The following is a 16,732-nucleotide window of genomic DNA, read 5'->3' on the forward strand; positions in this document are numbered from 1 at the left end:
AGTCGTGACCTCCCCCAACGTGACCAACCCCGACGACGAGGTGACGCGCTGGGCGTTGCGGGCCCGTGCCGGCGACCGGGACGCGCTGGAGCGGTTCGTGCGGGCGACGCAACGGGACGTGTGGCGGTTCATCGCCCACCTCGCCGACGTCGGCGTGGCCGACGACCTCGCCCAGGAGACCTACGCGCGCGCCCTGGTGAGCCTGCGCCGGTTCGCCGGGCGTTCGTCGGCCCGCACCTGGCTGCTGTCGATCGCCCGCCGGGTGGTGGTCGACCAGGTCCGGATGGCGCGGTCACGGCCACGGCTGTCGCCCGGCTCGGACTGGGAGCGCGAGGCGGACCGGCGGCCGGTCGGGTCCGGCTTCGAGGACACCGTCGAGCTGAACCTCCTGCTGGACGCGCTCGACCCGGATCGCCGCGAGGCCTTGGTGCTCACGCAGGTGCTGGGACTGTCCTACGCGGAGGCGGCCGAGATCGCGGGCTGCCCGGTGGGCACGATCCGGTCCCGCGTCGCGCGGGCGCGTGACGACCTGCTGCGCGCGACCGGCCGGTCCGGCGCCACCGAGGTCGGCTGAGCGTCCGTGCGACCCGACGTCCGGTCCGGCCGGCCGCTGGTGCGCGACGCGGCGTTCCTGCGGTTGTGGATCGGGACCACGGCGTCCGGGTTGGCCACGTGGGCGTTGCCGTTCGTGCTCGGGTTCGCCGTGCTGGAGCGGTCGATGACCGCGGTGGAGCTGGGGATCGTGCTGGCCGCCCGGACCGCCGGGTTCCTGGTCGCGGTGCCGGTCGCCGGTGTGCTGGCCGATCGGCACTCCCGGCGTCGGGTGGTGTGGTGGGCGGGACTGGTCGCCGCGGTCGCCTCGCCGGTCATCGCGGTCGGGTTGGGACGGTCGGTCGTGGTGATGGCCGTGGCGGCGGCCGTGGTCGGCGCGGGGCAGGGCGCGTGCCGACCGGCGTTCCAGGCGCTCACGGCGGAAGTCGTCGCCCCCGACCGGCGGCGGCGGGCGAACGCGGCGATGACGTTGGCGGTGCGGGTCACCACGTTGGTCGCGCCGGGCCTGACGGCGTTGCTGGCGCTGGTGGTCGACACGCCCGCGTTGATCGTCGCGACGGCGGTGCTGTGGTTGGGCGCGGCGGTGATCCCTCCTGCCGGCGGAGTCGTCGTCCCGGTGGCCCGTCGACGTTTCGCGGTCGAGTTCTTCGAGGGGGTCCGCGAGGCGCGGCGGCACCCGTGGTTCGTCGCGGGTCTGGGCGCGTTGACCGCGGTGATCGCCACGGGCTACTCGGCGACGGGTGTCGTGCTGCCCCTGGTGAGTCGCGACCGGTACGGCACGGGTGCGGTGCTCGCCGCCGCCATGACCGCGTACACGGTGGGCGCCTTGGGTGGCGCGATCATCGCCGGACGGTGGGGTTCCCGGGCGCAGGGCTGGACCGCGTTGGCGGGGTTGGCGTGCTACGGGTTCGTGCCGTTGAGCCTGTTGCTGCCGGTGCACGCGGTGGTCGTCATCGCCGCGTACGTGGTGGCGGGGGTGGGGATCGAGCTGTTCAACGTGCCGTGGTTCACCGCCGCGCAGCGCGAGGTCGAGCCCTCGGCCCTGGCCAGGGTGTCGTCCTTGGACTTCCTGCTGTCCTACGGTCTCGCGCCGGTCGGCCTGGCCCTGATCGCACCGGCGATCGACGGGTTCGGCGCGGGCGTCGTCCTCGCCGTGTGCGCGGTGGTCTGCTTCGCCGCGCCGGCCGCCGCCGCGCTCGTGCCGTCCGCGCGCGACTTCCGCTGACTCACGACGCCCGCAGCTCGTCGCGCAGCGTGCGGGCGACGTGCGCCATCAACGCCTCCGCCCCGGGCTGCACCACGGCGGGCACGCGCGACTCGGTGAGCGCGGCGACGGCGAACGCCCGGCCGTCGGCGTGCTCGACCACGCCGACCTCGTGCCGCAGGTTGAGCAGCGTGCCGGTCTTGGACGACCACCGTGACGCGTCGGAGCTGAAGTCGGGTGCGAGCCGGTGGCGCAACGCGTTGTCCCCCATCAGTTCCCGGACCCGTCCGGCGACGGCGGGCCGGATCGTCGTCGGCCGCCACACGCCGTGCAGGAGGTCGACGAACGCGCGGGCGGAACCGGCGTTCGCGCGGCTGATGTCCAGCTGCGTCACCGGGTGCCCGCGCCCCTCGGTCGCGGCCGCGATGGCCAGCGAGTGGGCGAGGTGGCCCTCCGCCGGGGTGAACCGCTCGGCGGGCGTGTCGACGAGGTCGCGCATGAGGTGGCGCACGGCGATGCCGTCGTGGCCGAGCCGGCGCAGCTCGGCGGCGACCGCGTGGGGCGGGGTCAGCGCGAAGAGGGCGTCGGCGGCGGTGCTGTCGCTGATCGCGATGCTCAGGTAGAGCAGGTCGTCCAGCGCGATCGTGGCGGGGTGGCGGAACTTGGGCAGCCCGATCGGGCCTGGCGCGGCGACCCGGTCCGGTGGCACCACGACCGGGGTGGCGGCGTCGAGCTCGCCCCGGTCGACGCGTTCCAGCGTGGCGATCGCGAGCGGCACCTTGACCAGCGACGCGACCGGGTACTCCACCTCGGCGTCGAGGCCCAGCTCGTCGCCGGTGTCGAGGTCGCGCACGAGGAACGAGCCGCGCAGGCCGGCGTCCTCCAGCACTTCCCGCGCCGCACGCAGGACCTTGGTCGTCCCCATCGTCACGCTCCTGCGGCCGGGACGCCGAGGCAGTGCCCGATCGCGGCGGGCGGCAGGTCGCGGATCCGGCGGGCGTCCTCGCGCAGCCCGGCCGCGACGTCGTAGCCGCGGGCGAGGTCCAGCTCGCCGACCGGCCGCCAGTGCAGCCCGAGCTCGTGGGCCTGGCCCGGTGAGCAGAGCAGGAGGTCGGTGGAGCCGAGCACGTCGGCGGTGGCCGCGACCAGCGAGGCCGCCACGACCACCTGGGCGGGTTGCAGGCCGACCGCGTCGCGCAGGCGCGTGAGGCGGTCGCGGACGTGCGGCACGTCGTCCTCCGGCTGGAGCCGGATCCGCCGCCGGCGGGCGTTGCGCTCGGCTCGGCCGGCGCGCAGGGTCTCCACGTAGACCGCCGGGACGGGGCCGGGGTCGGCGTGACCGGCGAGGCCGAGCGGCACCCGCCAGGCGCCCTCGTCGGGCGGCACGGCGACCAGCGCGGCCCGGACGTCCAGCGTGCGGGCCAGCTCCGCGCGTTCGGCCGGACCGGCCGGGCGCGGGTCCAGGTCCAGGTCGTGGCGGCGGGCGTCGGCGACGAGCCGGGCCAGCGGGCGCGGCGCGCACACCTCGGGCACGGCCAGCCGGAAGGGGCGCAGCTTGGCGCGCTCGGCGTCGTGCTCCATCGCCTCGGCGAGGTCGACCAACCGCCGCGCGGAGGGCAGCATCTCCCGACCGAACGGCGTCAGCGCCACGCTCCGCGAGGTCCGGGTGAACAGCCGGGCGCCGAAGTGCCTCTCGAGCGCCGCCACGCGCCGGCTGGCCACGGACTGCGGTATCCGCGCCGCCGCGGCGCCGACGGTGAAGCTGCCGTGCCCGCTCACGGCCACGAACGCCTTGCACGCCTCGACCACGTCCACGAGCCGCGACTATGCCAGATCGGCATCGATGCCCGCCTCGGTGTCTTGGACAGCATCCACGACCGCCTGTGAAGCTCGACGGCGTGACACCGCCGTACCGAACCGTCAGCCGCCGTGCGTTCCTGGGCGCGGCGGCGCTGCTCCCGCTGGCCGGCTGCGCGCGGGAACCGGCGCCGCCGTCCGCGCCCTCCTCCGCGCCGGTCGGCACGTCCGCCGCCTCCCCCACTCCTTCCGCCGTGCCGCACGATCACCTGATCGGGCTGGAACGGGAGTTCGACGCACGACTGGGCGTGTACGCCGTGGCCACGGGCACCGGGGCGACCCTGGCGTACCGGGCGGACGAGCGGTTCGCGTTCTGCTCGACGTTCAAAGGGCTGGCGGCGGCCGCGGTCCTGCACCGCAACCCGCCGTCCCACCTGGACACTGTCGTCATGTACACCGAGGACGACCTGATGGCGAGTTCCGCCATCACCCGGCAGCACGTGGCCACCGGCCTGACCCTCCGCCAGGTCTGCGACGCGGCGGTCCGCCACAGCGACGGCACGGCGGGCAACCTGCTGCTGCGCGAGCTGGGCGGCCCGGCCGGGCTGACCGCCTACCTGCGCACCCTCGGCGACACCGTCACGCGATCGGACCGGTTCGAGCCGCACCTCACGACCGCCGTGCCGGGAGACCCCCGCGACACGACCTCGCCCCGCGCCATCGGCGCCGACTACCAGCGGATCGTGCTCGGCGACGCCCTCGGGCCCGACCAGCGCGCGTTCCTCCGCGACCTGCTCGAGCGCAACGCCACCAAGGCCGGCGCGCACCGCGTCCGCGCCGGCGTGCCGCAGGGGTGGGCGGTGGCCGACAAGACCGGCACCGGCGATTACGGCACGGTCAACGACATCGCCGTGGTGTGGCCGCCGGACGCCGCGCCGCTCGTGGTCTCGATCATGTCCAGCAAGGCGACCGCGGACGCCGGGTACGACCAGGCGCTGGTCGCGAAGGCCGCCGCCTACGCCGTGGACTCGCTGACCTGATGCGACGCGTCGTGATCGGTCTGCTGCTGGCGCTGCTGGCGGCCGTCGCCTCGGTGGGCGCGCTCGGCGCGACCGGCCGGGTCGTCCTGGTCCACCACCCGGTCACCGGCCGCCCGGTGGCGATCGTGGAGGAGGTGCCGGGCCCGGAGACCGGGCAGGTCTGCCCGCTGGACGCGCGGTACGTCGACGAACGGCCCGACGGCCTGCGCCCGGACGTGCTGGAGGCGTGGCGCCGGTTGCGGGCCGCCGCCGGCGCGCAGGGCGTCGGGCTGTGCCTGAACGACGGCAAGCGGAGCACCGGCCAGCAGCGGCGGGAGTTCGAGGACGCCGTGCGGCGGTTCGGCACCGCGGAGCTCGCCGCGCGGTACGTCCTGCCGCCGGAGAAGTCCATGCACGTCAAGGGGATCGCGGTGGACGTGCAGCCGCTCGAGTCGGCCGCCTGGGTCGAGCGCAACGGGTCCGCGTTCGGCTGGTGCCGCCGCTACCTCAACGAGGAGTGGCACTTCGAGCACGACCCCGCGTACGCGACCGCCGGCTGCCCGCCCATGCTGCCCAGCGCGAGCGGCTCCTGAACGCTCAGGCCCACGGGATCGTGGCCTGGAGCACCGCCTCGGTCAGCGCCCGCGTGCGCAGGTGCGTGACCTGCTGGTACTCCGGGTCGGCGACCATGCGGCCGAACGCCGCGCGGTCGGGGTAGCGGACGATCACCACGGCGTCCCAGCTCTGCCCGTCCTCGGCCACCAGCGCGGTGGAGCCCGCGCCCGCGTAGAGGACCTCCGCGCCGTAGCGGGGCAGGAACGTCTTGCGCAGGTGCCGCGCGTACTCCTCGTACGACGCCACACCGCCCTCGGCGAACCGCAGCAGGTTCAGCATGACGACCGGACCGCCGGGGTCCTCGGCCAGCAGTCGCTTCAGGTCGGCGCCACGCGGGTCCACAGCCATGCCGACAGCATGGACGCACGCGATCACGTCCGCATCGGTGAGTCCACCTGCCGCACCGGTCCAGAGGTGATGACCTCAGAGGGCGATGACCACCTTGACGTCGTCCGGCCGGGAGTCGAACGCGTCGGCGAACCTCTCCAGCGGCACGCGGCGGCTGATCAGGCCGTCCAGCCAGTCCCGGTCGGCCTTCGCCAGCGCGTCGGCCGCCTGGCGGTAGTGGCGCAGGTTGGCGTTGACCGAGCCGACCACGACGTCGTTCTCCAGCACCATCACCCGGTTCGCGCCCGCGACGTCCACGTCCACCGTGTGGCCGCCCGAGGAGATGCCGGTCAGGCACACCACGCCGTACGGTGCGGTGTTGCGCACGACGGAGATCACCACGCTGCCCACGCCGGTCGCCTCGATCACCACGTCGGGCCGCAGCCGGGAGGCGACCTCGTCCACGTCGCCGTCGTGGTAGGTCGCGCCGAGCCGCCGCACCAGCCGGGGCTTCGGGCCGTCCTCGACCCGGTCGAGCACGTGCACGTCCAACCCCTGCTGCACGCCGATCATCGCGGCCAGCAGCCCGATCGGCCCCGCGCCCGTCACCAGCGCGCGTTCCGGCTCGTACCACGCCCGCTCACCCACCCGGGCGACCTGCTCCCACGCCTTCGCGACCACCGACGTCGGCTCCATGAGCACGCCGGCGTGCGCCAGCCCCGGGTCCAGCGCCACCGCGTAGTCCGACTCGACGCACCACCGCTCGGCCGCGTACCCGTCCAACTCCTTGATGCCGCGCTCGGTGTAGCCGCCGTTGCGGCAGTTGTCGAACTCGCCGTGCGCGCACGCGCCGCAGGGCGCCGGATCGGGTCGCCGAACCACTCCCACCACCAGGTCACCGGCCGCGAAACCACTCTCCGGAGGCGCCATCGCCACCCGGCCGAGCGATTCGTGGCCGAGCACCAACCGGTCGCGTCCCGGCGGCGCCCAGCCGTACTCGGCGCGGGCGATCTCCTTGTCCGTGCCGCAGACACCGACGACCAGTCCCTCGACCAGCAGGTCACCGGGCCGCGGCTCGGGTTCCGGCACCTCGGTGACCTGCAGCGAATCCGCCTTCTTCGGGTCGAGCGTGAGCGCGCGCATGGTCTGGGCTACCCCCGCGCGCGACCCGCATGCGGGCCCGGCCGCCGACGTCCCCCGGTGGGATGGGTGTTGTTTGCCCTCGTCGAGGGGTGGCACCCGTGGTGCACCCGGTCGGCAGGAGGAAACACCCGGCGGAGGAGGCCGACGATGACCGAGGGTGGTTGGGCCTACGACGGTGAGCCCGTCACGCTGTCACCCGACACCGTGACGCTCGTGCACGGCACCTCGTTCTGCGTCTGCGGCAGCGACGGGAACGTGGACGGCGCCGCCGCCCAGGGCGTGTTCTTCCAGGACACCCGGATCGTGTCCGGGTGGGCGTTGCGGGTGGACGGCGCGACCGTCGAGCACATCACCACGCTCACCCGCGACCCGTTCCGGATGACGTTCGTCGGCCGCGGCCGGTCCCGCGGGCACGAGGCCGAGAGCACCCTGCTCGTGCGCCGCGAGCGGTACGTCGGCGCGGGCATGCGCGAGGACATCACGCTGCGCAACTTCGGCCGGGAGTCCGTCGCGCACGTCGTCTCGGTGCACGTGGAGGCCGACTTCGCCGACCTGTTCGAGGTCAAGGAGAGCCGGGTCCGCGCACGGGGGCGGCACCAGTGCGAGGTCGAGCCGGACGAGCTGCGCCTGACCCGGCGCCTGGACGGCCAGAGCCGCGGCGTGCGGGTGCGGGCGGAGGGCGCCGACTACTCGCCGTCCACCCTGACCTTCCGCGCCGTCATCCCGCCCAAGGGCGAGTGGTCGACGTGCGTGACCGTGCAGCCCGTCGTGGACGGTCGGACGACCGAGACGATGTTCCCGCCGGAACGCCCGATCGACGAGTCCGTCCCGGTGCTGCGCGCCCGCCGGTGGCGCGAGGACGTGCCCGTCCTGCGGTACACGGGCAGGCCGGCGCTGGGCGCGACGCTGCTGCGCAGCAGGCAGGACCTGGGCGCGCTGCGGATCTTCGACCCGGACCGGCCCTCGGACATCGCGGTCGCCGCCGGCGCGCCGTGGTTCATGACGCTGTTCGGCCGCGACTCGATCCTCGCGTCGCTGATGTCGCTGCCCATCGACCCCAACCTCGCCCTGGGCACGGTCCGGACCCTCGCCCACCACCAGGGCACGCGCGTCGAGCCGAACAGCGAGGAGGAACCGGGCCGCATCCTGCACGAGATGAGGTTCGGCGCGGACGCCTCGCTGGCGCTGGGCGGCAGCAACGTCTACTACGGCACGGCGGACGCCACGCCGCTGTTCGTGATGCTGCTGGGCGAGCTGTCCCGCTGGGGCATCGACCGCGACCAGGTCGAGGCCATGATCCCGCACGTCGACCGCGCGCTGGAGTGGATCGAGCACTACGGGGACCGCGACGGCGACGGTTTCGTGGAGTACCAGCGCGCGACCGCCGGCGGACTGGTCAACCAGGGGTGGAAGGACTCGTGGGACGGGGTGAACTTCGCCGACGGGAGCATCGCGAAGCCGCCGATCGCGCTGTGCGAGGTCCAGGGTTACGTCTACCACGCCTACCTGGCGCGTGCGTGCATCTGCGAGGACTTCGAGGACCTGCCCGGCGCCCGGCGCTGGCGCGAGCGCGCGGCGCGGCTGAAGGCGGAGTTCAACGACCGCTTCTGGCTGCGCGACCGCGGTTACTACGCGGTCGCCCTGGACGGGGACAAGCAGCCGGTGGACGCGCTGACCTCGAACATCGGGCACTGCCTGTGGAGCGGCATCGTGGACGGGGACAAGGCCGAGCGGGTCGTCGAGCACCTGCTGTCGCCGGAGATGTTCACCGGGTGGGGCGTGCGGACCCTCGCGTCCGGCATGGGCGCGTACAACCCGATGAGCTACCACAACGGGTCGGTGTGGCCGCACGACAACGCCCTCATCGTGCACGGGCTCATGCGGTACGGCTTCGTGGAGGCCGCGCAGCGGGTGACGATGGCCGTCCTGGAGGCCGCCGAGGCGTTCGGCGGCAGGCTGCCCGAGCTGCTGTGCGGCTTCGACCGCGCCGAGTACCCGGACCCGATCCCGTACCCGACGTCGTGCTCGCCGCAGGCGTGGGCGTCGGCCACGCCCGTGCACCTGCTGCGCGTGCTGCTGCGGGTGGAGCCGTACTCGCCGCGCCGCAAGGTGTGGCTCGCGCCCGTGCTGCCGGAGTCGTTCCAGCCCTTGGCCCTCGACGGCATACCGATGCTGGGCGCGCGCGTCGACCTGGAGGTCGACGGCGACGACGTCCGGGTGCGCGGCCTGCCCGAGGACGTCGAACTGGTCCGTGCGCCGGTAGGGGTGCACCCGGGCCTGGACGACAGGGGGTGAGCACGGTGACACCGCTGCGCGTCGCGATGATCGCCCCGCCCTGGTTCGAGCTGCCGCCCTCGGCCTACGGCGGCATCGAGTCGATGTGCGCCGACCTGGCGGACCGGTTGGTCGCGCGCGGCAACCACGTCGTCCTGGTCGGCGTCGGCCGCAACGGCACGGCCGCCGAGTTCCGGGCCACGTGGGACCGCGCGCAGCCGGACCGGATGGGGCAGGGCGTGCCGGAGGTGGTGCACGCCGCCGCGCTGCCCGCCATCCTGGCCGACCTGGACGTGGACGTCGTGCACGACCACAGCCTCGCCGGACCGCTGCTGGCCCGCGGCCGTTCGCTGCCGACCGTGGTCACCGCCCACCTGCCCGTGACCGGGGAGACGGGACGCTACTACCGGGGCCTGAACGGCAGCGTGAACCTCGTGGCCGTCTCCAACGCGCAACGCCGGCTCGCGCCGGACCTGGACTGGGCGGGCACCGTGCACAACGCCGTCGACGTCGGCACGTTCCCGTTCCGCCGGGACAAGGAGGACTACGCGCTGTTCCTCGGGCGGACCGCGCCGTTCAAGGGGATCCCCGAGGCGATCGCCGCCGCCACCGCGGCCGGTGTCCCGCTGCGCATCGCGGCCAAGTGCCGCGAGCCGGTGGAGCGGGAGTACTTCCGGCGCGAGATCGCGCCGTTGCTCGGCCCGGGCGTCGAGTGGCTCGGCGAGGTGGACCGCGAGGAGAAGCTGCACCTGCTGACCGCCGCGCGCTGCCTGGTGTTCCCGATCAGCTGGGACGAGCCGTTCGGGCTGGTGATGGTGGAGGCGATGGCGTGCGGCACGCCCGTGGTCGCCACCCGCCGCGGCTCCGTCCCGGAGGTCGTCGCGCACGGTGAGACCGGCTTCGTGTGCGACGACCACGCGTCGCTGGTCGCGGCGCTGCGCCGGGTCGACCGGTTGTCGGCCGAGCGGTGCCGGGCCGAGGCGGTCCGCCGGTTCGACGTCGAGCTGATGGCCGCCCGCTACGAGGACGTCTACCGCTCCGCCGCCGCCGAGTCCCCGCACGTGCTGGAGGCGGTGACCACGACCCGCACCGCCGCCGCCCGCTGACCCGGTCGACCTCCTGGCTCGACGCCAGGGTCGCCCGGCCGGCGCTCCACCTGAGCGATTCCCGGAAACGGCAACAGGAGTTGTCGTTTCCGGCGGGTCGGGCCGAAGCTGGCGCCATGACCGAGAACGACACGGCGGCGGTGACCCGCGTGGGGCCACCGCCGCGGCACCACTTGGCCCTGATGATCTGGGTGGCCGTCTTCCCGACGCTCACCGTGCTGCAGCTGCTGTTCGGCGACCTCCTCGACGGCGCGCCGACCGTGCTGCGGACCCTCGTGCTGGCGACGATCGCGGTGCCGGTCGTCATCTACGGGCTCATGCCGCCGCTGCAACGGCTCCGCGTCCGCCTGCTCTCCCGGCGGTCGTGACTGGCGCTAGCGCAGCCACCGCACCACCTCGTCGAGCAACCGGTCCCGGCCGTGCCCGGCCCGGTCCAGGTGGGCGAAGTGCGTCGCGCCGTCCAGGCGCGCCGCCCGCACGTCCGCCGCCCGGTCGAGGTCGGCGACCAGCGTGGTCACGTCGCCCTCGCGTGACCAGAAGTCGTGCTCGCCGCGCAGGACGAGCGTCCGGGCGGTGATCGTGCCCGCGTGCCAGAGGCGTCGGCCGGTCGCGAGGTGGAAGCTGTCCTTCAGCGCGCCGGTCGGGGCGCGGAAGCTCGGCGGCTCGCGGTCGGCCGACGTCGGGTCGCTCGCCACCGCGTGCTCGACGTAGGCCGCCGCGACGCGGGGGTCGCGCCACGCGGACTTGTCGTCCACCGGGATGGCGGCGTCCCAACCGCGGAGCAGGCCCGGCCCGGTCGAGAGCCGGTACGCGCCGTGGCGCGCGTCGTCGAAGTGGCCGGGCCGCGCCGGGTCCTCGTAGTCCGAGCCGCGGCCGAGCACCGGGTGCCCGTCGATCGCGCCGTACAGGCTGTTGTAGATCACGAGGTGCGCGACCCGGTCCGGGTGCTCGCTCGCGTACCAGGCGGCCCAGTGCCCGCCGGTCGCCCAGCCGACGAGGTCGACGCGGTCGTGGCCGGTCGTCGCGCGCAGCCGGTCGACGACCGACGCGATGTCGCGCACCACCTGCTCGCCGGTCACGGCGGGCGGGTTGGCCGACGGTGGCGCGTCGAGCGCTTCAGGGCGGACGGAGGCGCCGTAGCCGCGCGCGTCCACGATGAACACCCGGTGGCCTTCGCGCGCCAGGTCGGCCGCCAGCGACCCGCCGGGCACGGGCAGGTCGAACGACGCGACGCCCGGCACGCGGGCGCCGTGCAGCAGCAGCACCGGCCGGCCGCGTGCCGACCGGGCCGTCCGCACCTCGCGGACACCCAGGTGCCCGGCTTCGCCACGCACCTTCCAGTCCTTGCGCACCACCTGGTCGGACGGCGGCGCCTGCGTGATCGTCGCGGCCATCGCGAGCGTGAGGATCGTCTTCAGCATGCGGCCAGGATGCCGCCGGACCGGTCACCTGATCTGATCGTGCACAGAATCGGTGCGATTGATACGGGGTGGATATGGATCTCAGGCACCTGCGGGCCGCCGTCGCGGTCGCCGACCACCTGCACTTCGGCCGGGCCGCCGCCGCGCTCGGCCTGGCGCAGCCGCCGTTGAGCCAGACCGTGAAGGCGCTGGAGACCGAGCTCGGGGTGGCGCTGTTCCACCGCGACACCAGGAACGTCCACGTCACCCGGGCCGGTGAGGCGTTCGTCGCGGACGCGCGCGCCGCGCTGTCCATGGTGGACGCCGCGGCGCGTCGGGCGCGTGCGGCGGGGCGGGGCGAGGAGGGCTCGCTGTCGATCGGGATGGTCGGCTCGTCGGTGCTGCACCCGCTGCCGATGATCATCCGCGAGTTCCGGGCGCGCTACCCCGCCGTCGCCCTGTCCTTCTCCGTGCTGCCGACCGTGCCGCAGGTCGAGCGGCTGCGCGCGGCGGCGCTGGACGTGGGCCTGCTCCGCCCGCCGCTGCCGGGCCCGTCCGACGACCTGGAGCTGGTGCCGGTGTCGCGCGAGCCGCTGGTCGCCGTGGTGCCGAACGACCACCGCCTGGCCGGCCGGCGGCGGGTGCACGTCCGGTCGCTGGCCGGCGAGCCGTTCGTGCTGTTCCCGCGCCACCTGGGACCCGGGCTGCACGACGAGATCACCGCGCTGTGCCGACGCGGCGGGTTCACCCCCGAGGTCGCGCAGGAGGCCGTGCAGATGCCGACCATCGTCGGCCTCGTCGCGGCGGGCTGCGGGGTGTCCATCGTGCCCGGCTCGTCCGCCGCCCAGCCGCGGCCGGAGGTCGCGTTCCTGCCGCTGAGCCCCACCGTGCGGCTGGTCGACCTGGCGATCGCGCTGCCCGTGCCGAACCACTCCCCGGCGGCCGCCAACTTCACCGCCCTGGCCCGGGACCTCACCAGGGCGCGCGGCACGACGCCGGCCGGGTGACCGGTGCGAGGCGCGGCCCTCCGGGAGGTCCCGGCGATCGGGTGACCGGCGCTCAGTCCTCGAGCCAGTTGTACTTGCGCGCCATGCCGACCAGGTTCTTGCGCACGTTCAGGATCTGCTCGGCCGTCATGCCGGGCGCCGAGGCCAGCAGCGTCTCGGTGACCTCCTGCAAGTAGCGCTTGGTCGACACGACCTCGCAGAACATGTCGTTGCCGTTGACGTCGTCACCCGAGTGGTACGACGGCGTCCCGGCCCGCACGGACGCTTCCCGCACCAGGCTCACCCGGGAGGCCTTCGGCCCCCGGTCGCCCATCTCCACCAGGAACTCGACCAGCGCGCCGGGCGCCATCAGCCTCTTGTCGAAGTCGATGTCGTTGACGTGGATGAACACGTCCTCGCCGCCCTCGTCGGGCGACACGAACCCGTACCCGCGCACCTCGTCGAACCGGACGACCTTGCCCTTCACCACCACCGCAACCCCTTACCAGCAGCACGCGCCACACCTGTGGCGACATCACCACGATCCTATCCCGGACGCCGGCGCGCGACTCGTGGGCACGACGTCCGGACTCCTCCGTCCTCGGAGCGCGCTCAGCCCGCCTTGCGACCGACGGCCGCGAACGTCGACATCTGCTTCGGGTCCGGGTCCTCGTCGCCGGGTTCCGGGCGCCACTCGGTCAGGTACACCACACCGGGGTCGACCAGCTCCACGCCCGCGAGCAGGTCGGTGATCTCGGCCCGGGTGCGCATCGAGAAGTCCGTCACCCGGTTGCGGAACTGCTCGGTCGCCTCCTCGGCCCGGTCGGCCTCGCCCTCCAGGCTGGCGTGCGAGAGGGCGAGGTAGCTGCCCGGCACGGTGGCGTCGAGGTACTCCCGGACGATCTCGGCGGGCTTGTCGGAGTCCGGCACGAAGTGCAGCACCGCGAACATCAGCACGCCGACCGGCCGGGTGAAGTCCAGCGTCCGCACCACGTCCGGGTGGGTCAGCACCTCGCGCGGCCGGCGCAGGTCGCCCTGCACCGCCGTGGCGTTGGCGTGCTCGCTGAGGATCGCCCGGCTGTGCGCGACCGCGACCGGGTCGACGTCCACGTAGACGATCCGGCAGTCCGGGTCGGCGCTCCACGCGACCTCGTGCACGTTGCCGGCCGTGGGGATGCCCGACCCGAGGTCGAGGAACTGGGTGACGCCCCGGCCGACCAGGTAGCGCACCGCGCGGCGCAGGAACGCGCGGTTGGCGCGGAGGATCCGCGGCAACCCCGGCATGACCTCGACGATGCGCTGCGCCGCCTCCCGGTCCACCTGGAAGTTGTGCGCGCCGCCCAGGTGCACGTCGTAGACGCGCGCCGGGCTCGGTCGCGAGAGGTCGATGTCGGGGCCCACCCACGAAGGTCTTTCCACGCTGCCGCTCCTCGGTTCGCCACGGACCGTGATTGCTCGGGTGCACGCTACAACGGGCGAACCGCCACGAGAGCCCCTATCGGGGTTCGCAATCGGTGCGCTCCCGCGCAGGGGTTGGACCGTGCCCGAAGGTCGTCGTCCGCCACCACCCTTCGCGTGTCAGAACTTCACAAGGCATCCCGATACGTGGACAATCCTTGACCAGAAGTCGCACCGGCGTCCCTGGAGGAGCTCCCATGCCCAGATCACGGTCGTTCGCGCTCGTCCTGGCCGCCGTCGCGTTCGCCGCGGCGCCGGCCGCCGACCTGGCGACGCCCGCGTCCGCGCTGGCCGACGACGCGCTCAGCCGGGACCTCGACGCGATCATCACCAGCGCGGCCCTCGACGGCGCGGACGTCGGGCTCGTCGTCCGCCACGCCGAGACCGGCACCGTGGTGTTCGCCCGGGAAGGCGACGAGCGCGGCCAGCCCGCGTCCAACGGCAAGCTGTTCAGCTCCGCCGCGGCGCTCGACATCCTCGGCCCGGACCACCGGTTCAGCACCACCGTGGCCGCGACCGGCCGCGAGCGCGCCGGGGTGCTGGCGGGCGACCTGCACCTGCGCGGCACGGGCGACCCGACCATGCTCGCCGCCGACTACGACGCGCTGGCCGCCGAGGTCGCCCGCAGCGGCGTCCGGCTGGTCCGCGGCAAGCTCGTCGCCGACGACACCTGGTTCGACTCCGTGCGCCTGGGCACCGGCTGGGCCTGGGACGACGAGCCGTACTACTACAACGCCCAGATCTCGGCGCTGACCGTCTCCCCGGACACCGACTACGACGCCGGGACCGTCATCGTCCGGGTCGCGCCCGGCGCGGCGGGCCAACCGGCCACGGTCACCACCGACCCGCCGACGGACTACGTCACGATCGCCAACACCGCCGTCACCGGCGCGCCCGGCTCGGCGTCGAGCGTGTCCGTCGAACGGCAGCACGGCGCCAACGTGATCGCGGTGCGCGGCAGCATCCCCGCCGGCGGGGCCGTCGAGAGCGAGTGGAGCACGGTCTGGGAACCGACCGGGCTGGTCACGTCCCTGTTCCGCGACGCCCTGGCCCGGCACGGCGTGCACGTGCTCGGCGGCACGGGCACGGGCGCGACCCCGGCCGACGCACGGCTGCTCGGCGAGCACCGGTCGATGCCGTTGTCGCAGCTGATGGTGCCGTTCATGAAGCTGAGCAACAACATGCACGCCGAGATCCTGGTCAAGACCGCCGGCCGGGCCGTGTTCGGCGAGGGCAGCTGGACCGCGGGGCTGCGCGCGATGACGGCGAGGCTCGGCGAGCTGGGCGTGGACCCGGCCGCGCTGTCGCTGCGGGACGGTTCCGGACTGTCCAGGATGGACCAGGTCTCGCCCGACCAGGTGGCCGCGCTGCTGCTCGCCGCCCGGCGCGAGCCGTGGTTCCAGCCCTGGTACGACTCGCTGCCCGTGGCCGGGAAGAGCGACCGGATGGTCGGCGGCACCCTGCGCAACCGGATGCGCGGCACCCCGGCCGAGGGCAACGTGCGGGCCAAGACCGGCACCCTGACCGGCGTCAGCGCCCTGTCCGGCTACGTGACGACCGCCGACGGCACCCCGCTGGTGTTCGCCATGATCAGCAACGACACCCTCACGTCGGCGAAACCGCTCGAGGACGCCGTCGCGGTCCGGTTGGCCGGCCACCGGGACGGCGCGACCCCGCCCGCGGTCAGGGTCGCGCCCGAGCCGGTCGCCGACGAACGGCTGGAGTGCAGTTGGACCAAGTCCTGCTGAGCCGGGCGGCGATCAGATGACGACCGCGCGGAACCCGTGCACGCACCACGGGCCGTCGTAGCTGGTCACCCAGAGGTTCGTGGAGTAGCCACCCAACTTCTGCCCCTTGGCCGTGCCCTTGAGGTAGACCTGGAAGGAGTCCTCCCCCGTCGTCCCGCCGTCCATGTCCGGGTCGATGGCCAGGTCCGGGTCGTAGCCGACCAGCTTCTCCACGTCCGCCGCGTCGTTGTTGGCGTCCGGGCACAGCAGGCCGGCGGCGGTCGCCGCGTCACCGGCGTTCACGCTGTCCAGGAAGGACCGCATGGCGGCGAGCGCCTCCGGCGGCACCGGCTTGCCGCCGGCCGTGGGCTCGCCGTCGGTGGTCGGTGGGGCGGTCGCGGTCGGGCGTCCGCTGGCCGACGGCCCGTTGGCCCGCGCGATGTCCTGCCAGCACCAGTCGCCGTCCTCGCGGACGACCGTCACCTCGACCTGCGACGTCCGCGAGGACGTGGTGACCTCGACGGTCCCCTCCACCTTGTCGTCGGTGACCTCGTCGCTGCCGACGAGCTCGGCCTTCTTGAGCGCGGACACGTCCTTGATGGCGTTGTCCACGCCGGACTTGGCCTTCGCGCACTTGAGCTTCTTGAGGGCGGCGGCGTCCTGGGAGTCCAGCCCGGCCACCAGCGCCTCCAGCAGCTTCTCCGCGTCGCCGCCCTTCGCCGTCGTGGACGACGCGGTGGTCGGCGGCGTGGTCGTGGTCGTCGTCGGGTCCGCCGCGCCCACGAAGAACCCGGGCTGCACGAACCCGGTGAACGCCACGCCGCCCAGCACCAGCACGACCACCACGACGGCGGCCACGATCGCCCCGGTCCGCTTCTTCGGCGCGGGCGGAGGCTGGGGTGCGAACCCGCCGTACTGGTAGCCGCCGTACTGGCCCGGCTGCCCGTAGGGGTCCTGCCCGCTCGGCGGTTGCTGTGGGTAGTTCACGGCGCCTCCCCGTTCGTGGTTCGCGCCTTCGACGACGAACGGGGGCCGCGCGTTCCCGGTACCGGTGACGAAGCACGTCGCCTCACGGCCGACAGCGGTGACGCGCAGTCCCCGAACGGCCACGCCGAGCCAGGTCC

Annotated in this window: 17 protein-coding genes; 9 read left to right on the forward strand and 8 right to left on the reverse strand. The window is 74.0% G+C overall.

The features are described 5' to 3' along the window. The first annotated feature begins 4 nt into the window (after window positions 1-4). Window positions 5-574, forward strand: coding sequence for an RNA polymerase sigma factor SigC (gene sigC / locus AB0I91_RS25750; protein WP_499639223.1), 570 nt, complete (start codon window positions 5-7; stop codon window positions 572-574). 6 nt (window positions 575-580) lie between these two features. Next, window positions 581-1,777, forward strand: coding sequence for an MFS transporter (locus AB0I91_RS25755; RefSeq protein WP_498784279.1), 1,197 nt, complete (start codon window positions 581-583; stop codon window positions 1,775-1,777). Between the two features lies 1 nt (window position 1,778). Here the strand turns inward: AB0I91_RS25755 and AB0I91_RS25760 are convergent, their stop codons facing one another. Both AB0I91_RS25760 and AB0I91_RS25765 read right to left on the reverse strand, forming a co-directional pair. Then, window positions 1,779-2,681 carry a serine hydrolase gene (locus tag AB0I91_RS25760; protein ID WP_499639225.1) on the reverse strand — a complete coding sequence of 301 codons (903 nt, stop codon included), beginning with the start codon at window positions 2,679-2,681 and terminating at the stop codon, window positions 1,779-1,781. 2 nt (window positions 2,682-2,683) lie between these two features. After that, window positions 2,684-3,571, reverse strand: a complete 888-nt coding sequence (locus AB0I91_RS25765) for a LysR family transcriptional regulator (RefSeq protein WP_498784283.1) — start codon at window positions 3,569-3,571, stop codon at window positions 2,684-2,686. An 83-nt stretch (window positions 3,572-3,654) separates the two neighbouring features. On the opposite strand from AB0I91_RS25765, the gene bla reads away from it, so the two are divergent. Beyond that, entirely contained in the window at window positions 3,655-4,593 is a 939-nt protein-coding gene (bla, locus tag AB0I91_RS25770; protein WP_499639227.1) for a class A beta-lactamase, read from the forward strand. Further along, window positions 4,593-5,165 carry a D-alanyl-D-alanine carboxypeptidase family protein gene (locus AB0I91_RS25775; protein WP_498784286.1) on the forward strand — a complete coding sequence of 191 codons (573 nt, stop codon included), beginning with the start codon at window positions 4,593-4,595 and terminating at the stop codon, window positions 5,163-5,165. Before bla ends, AB0I91_RS25775 begins: the two co-directional genes overlap by 1 nt. A 4-nt stretch (window positions 5,166-5,169) precedes the next feature. Here the strand turns inward: AB0I91_RS25775 and AB0I91_RS25780 are convergent, their stop codons facing one another. Together AB0I91_RS25780 and AB0I91_RS25785 are read right to left on the reverse strand one after the other, a co-directional pair. Further along, the gene (locus tag AB0I91_RS25780; RefSeq protein ID WP_498784288.1) at window positions 5,170-5,535 is read right to left on the reverse strand and encodes a DUF1330 domain-containing protein; all 366 of its coding nucleotides are present in this window, start codon (window positions 5,533-5,535) and stop codon (window positions 5,170-5,172) included. Between the two features lie 75 nt (window positions 5,536-5,610). Beyond that, complete coding sequence (locus AB0I91_RS25785; protein ID WP_498784290.1) at window positions 5,611-6,657, reverse strand: glucose 1-dehydrogenase; 1,047 nt, start codon at window positions 6,655-6,657, stop codon at window positions 5,611-5,613. Between the two features lie 147 nt (window positions 6,658-6,804). On the opposite strand from AB0I91_RS25785, the gene AB0I91_RS25790 reads away from it, so the two are divergent. From AB0I91_RS25790 to AB0I91_RS25800, 3 genes are all read left to right on the forward strand, one after another. Next, complete coding sequence (locus AB0I91_RS25790) at window positions 6,805-8,952, forward strand: amylo-alpha-1,6-glucosidase (protein ID WP_499639229.1); 2,148 nt, start codon at window positions 6,805-6,807, stop codon at window positions 8,950-8,952. A gap of 5 nt (window positions 8,953-8,957) precedes the next feature. Then, a complete protein-coding gene (locus AB0I91_RS25795) occupies window positions 8,958-10,037 on the forward strand; it encodes a glycosyltransferase family 4 protein (RefSeq protein ID WP_499639258.1) in 1,080 nt (359 codons plus the stop codon). 116 nt (window positions 10,038-10,153) lie between these two features. After that, complete coding sequence (locus tag AB0I91_RS25800) at window positions 10,154-10,405, forward strand: putative antibiotic biosynthesis monooxygenase (RefSeq protein WP_499639231.1); 252 nt, start codon at window positions 10,154-10,156, stop codon at window positions 10,403-10,405. A gap of 6 nt (window positions 10,406-10,411) precedes the next feature. Here the strand turns inward: AB0I91_RS25800 and AB0I91_RS25805 are convergent, their stop codons facing one another. Continuing rightward, window positions 10,412-11,458: an alpha/beta fold hydrolase gene (locus tag AB0I91_RS25805; RefSeq protein ID WP_499639233.1), complete on the reverse strand. Its 1,047-nt coding sequence runs from the start codon at window positions 11,456-11,458 to the stop codon at window positions 10,412-10,414. A gap of 74 nt (window positions 11,459-11,532) precedes the next feature. Here AB0I91_RS25805 and AB0I91_RS25810 point away from each other — a divergent pair, with 74 nt between their 5' ends. After that, entirely contained in the window at window positions 11,533-12,444 is a 912-nt protein-coding gene (locus AB0I91_RS25810) for a LysR family transcriptional regulator (protein WP_498784298.1), read from the forward strand. A gap of 52 nt (window positions 12,445-12,496) precedes the next feature. Here the strand turns inward: AB0I91_RS25810 and AB0I91_RS25815 are convergent, their stop codons facing one another. Together AB0I91_RS25815 and AB0I91_RS25820 are read right to left on the reverse strand one after the other, a co-directional pair. After that, entirely contained in the window at window positions 12,497-12,913 is a 417-nt protein-coding gene (locus AB0I91_RS25815) for a cold-shock protein (RefSeq protein ID WP_499639235.1), read from the reverse strand. A 122-nt stretch (window positions 12,914-13,035) separates the two neighbouring features. After that, a complete protein-coding gene (locus tag AB0I91_RS25820) occupies window positions 13,036-13,842 on the reverse strand; it encodes an SAM-dependent methyltransferase (RefSeq protein WP_499614855.1) in 807 nt (268 codons plus the stop codon). A gap of 236 nt (window positions 13,843-14,078) precedes the next feature. Here AB0I91_RS25820 and dacB point away from each other — a divergent pair, with 236 nt between their 5' ends. Further along, a complete protein-coding gene (dacB, locus tag AB0I91_RS25825) occupies window positions 14,079-15,629 on the forward strand; it encodes a D-alanyl-D-alanine carboxypeptidase/D-alanyl-D-alanine endopeptidase (RefSeq protein ID WP_498784304.1) in 1,551 nt (516 codons plus the stop codon). Window positions 15,630-15,641: 12 nt separating this feature from the next. Here dacB and AB0I91_RS25830 read toward each other — a convergent pair whose 3' ends face one another. After that, window positions 15,642-16,595 carry a hypothetical protein gene (locus AB0I91_RS25830; RefSeq protein WP_499639237.1) on the reverse strand — a complete coding sequence of 318 codons (954 nt, stop codon included), beginning with the start codon at window positions 16,593-16,595 and terminating at the stop codon, window positions 15,642-15,644. Between the last annotated feature and the right edge of the window lie 137 nt (window positions 16,596-16,732).

Origin of the sequence: Actinosynnema sp. NPDC049800 (assembly GCF_040656635.1) — a bacterium.
GTDB lineage: Bacteria > Actinomycetota > Actinomycetes > Mycobacteriales > Pseudonocardiaceae > Actinosynnema.

Coding starts and splice junctions, on each gene's coding strand:
- AB0I91_RS25780 (WP_498784288.1), bottom strand. CDS start 5,535: ATGGCTGTGGACCCGCGTGGCGCCGACCTGAAGCGACTGCTGGCCGAG.
- AB0I91_RS25810 (WP_498784298.1), top strand. CDS start 11,533: ATGGATCTCAGGCACCTGCGGGCCGCCGTCGCGGTCGCCGACCACCTG.
- AB0I91_RS25760 (WP_499639225.1), bottom strand. CDS start 2,681: ATGGGGACGACCAAGGTCCTGCGTGCGGCGCGGGAAGTGCTGGAGGAC.
- AB0I91_RS25800 (WP_499639231.1), top strand. CDS start 10,154: ATGACCGAGAACGACACGGCGGCGGTGACCCGCGTGGGGCCACCGCCG.
- AB0I91_RS25775 (WP_498784286.1), top strand. CDS start 4,593: ATGCGACGCGTCGTGATCGGTCTGCTGCTGGCGCTGCTGGCGGCCGTC.
- AB0I91_RS25785 (WP_498784290.1), bottom strand. CDS start 6,657: ATGCGCGCGCTCACGCTCGACCCGAAGAAGGCGGATTCGCTGCAGGTC.
- AB0I91_RS25790 (WP_499639229.1), top strand. CDS start 6,805: ATGACCGAGGGTGGTTGGGCCTACGACGGTGAGCCCGTCACGCTGTCA.
- AB0I91_RS25805 (WP_499639233.1), bottom strand. CDS start 11,458: ATGCTGAAGACGATCCTCACGCTCGCGATGGCCGCGACGATCACGCAG.
- dacB (WP_498784304.1), top strand. CDS start 14,079: ATGCCCAGATCACGGTCGTTCGCGCTCGTCCTGGCCGCCGTCGCGTTC.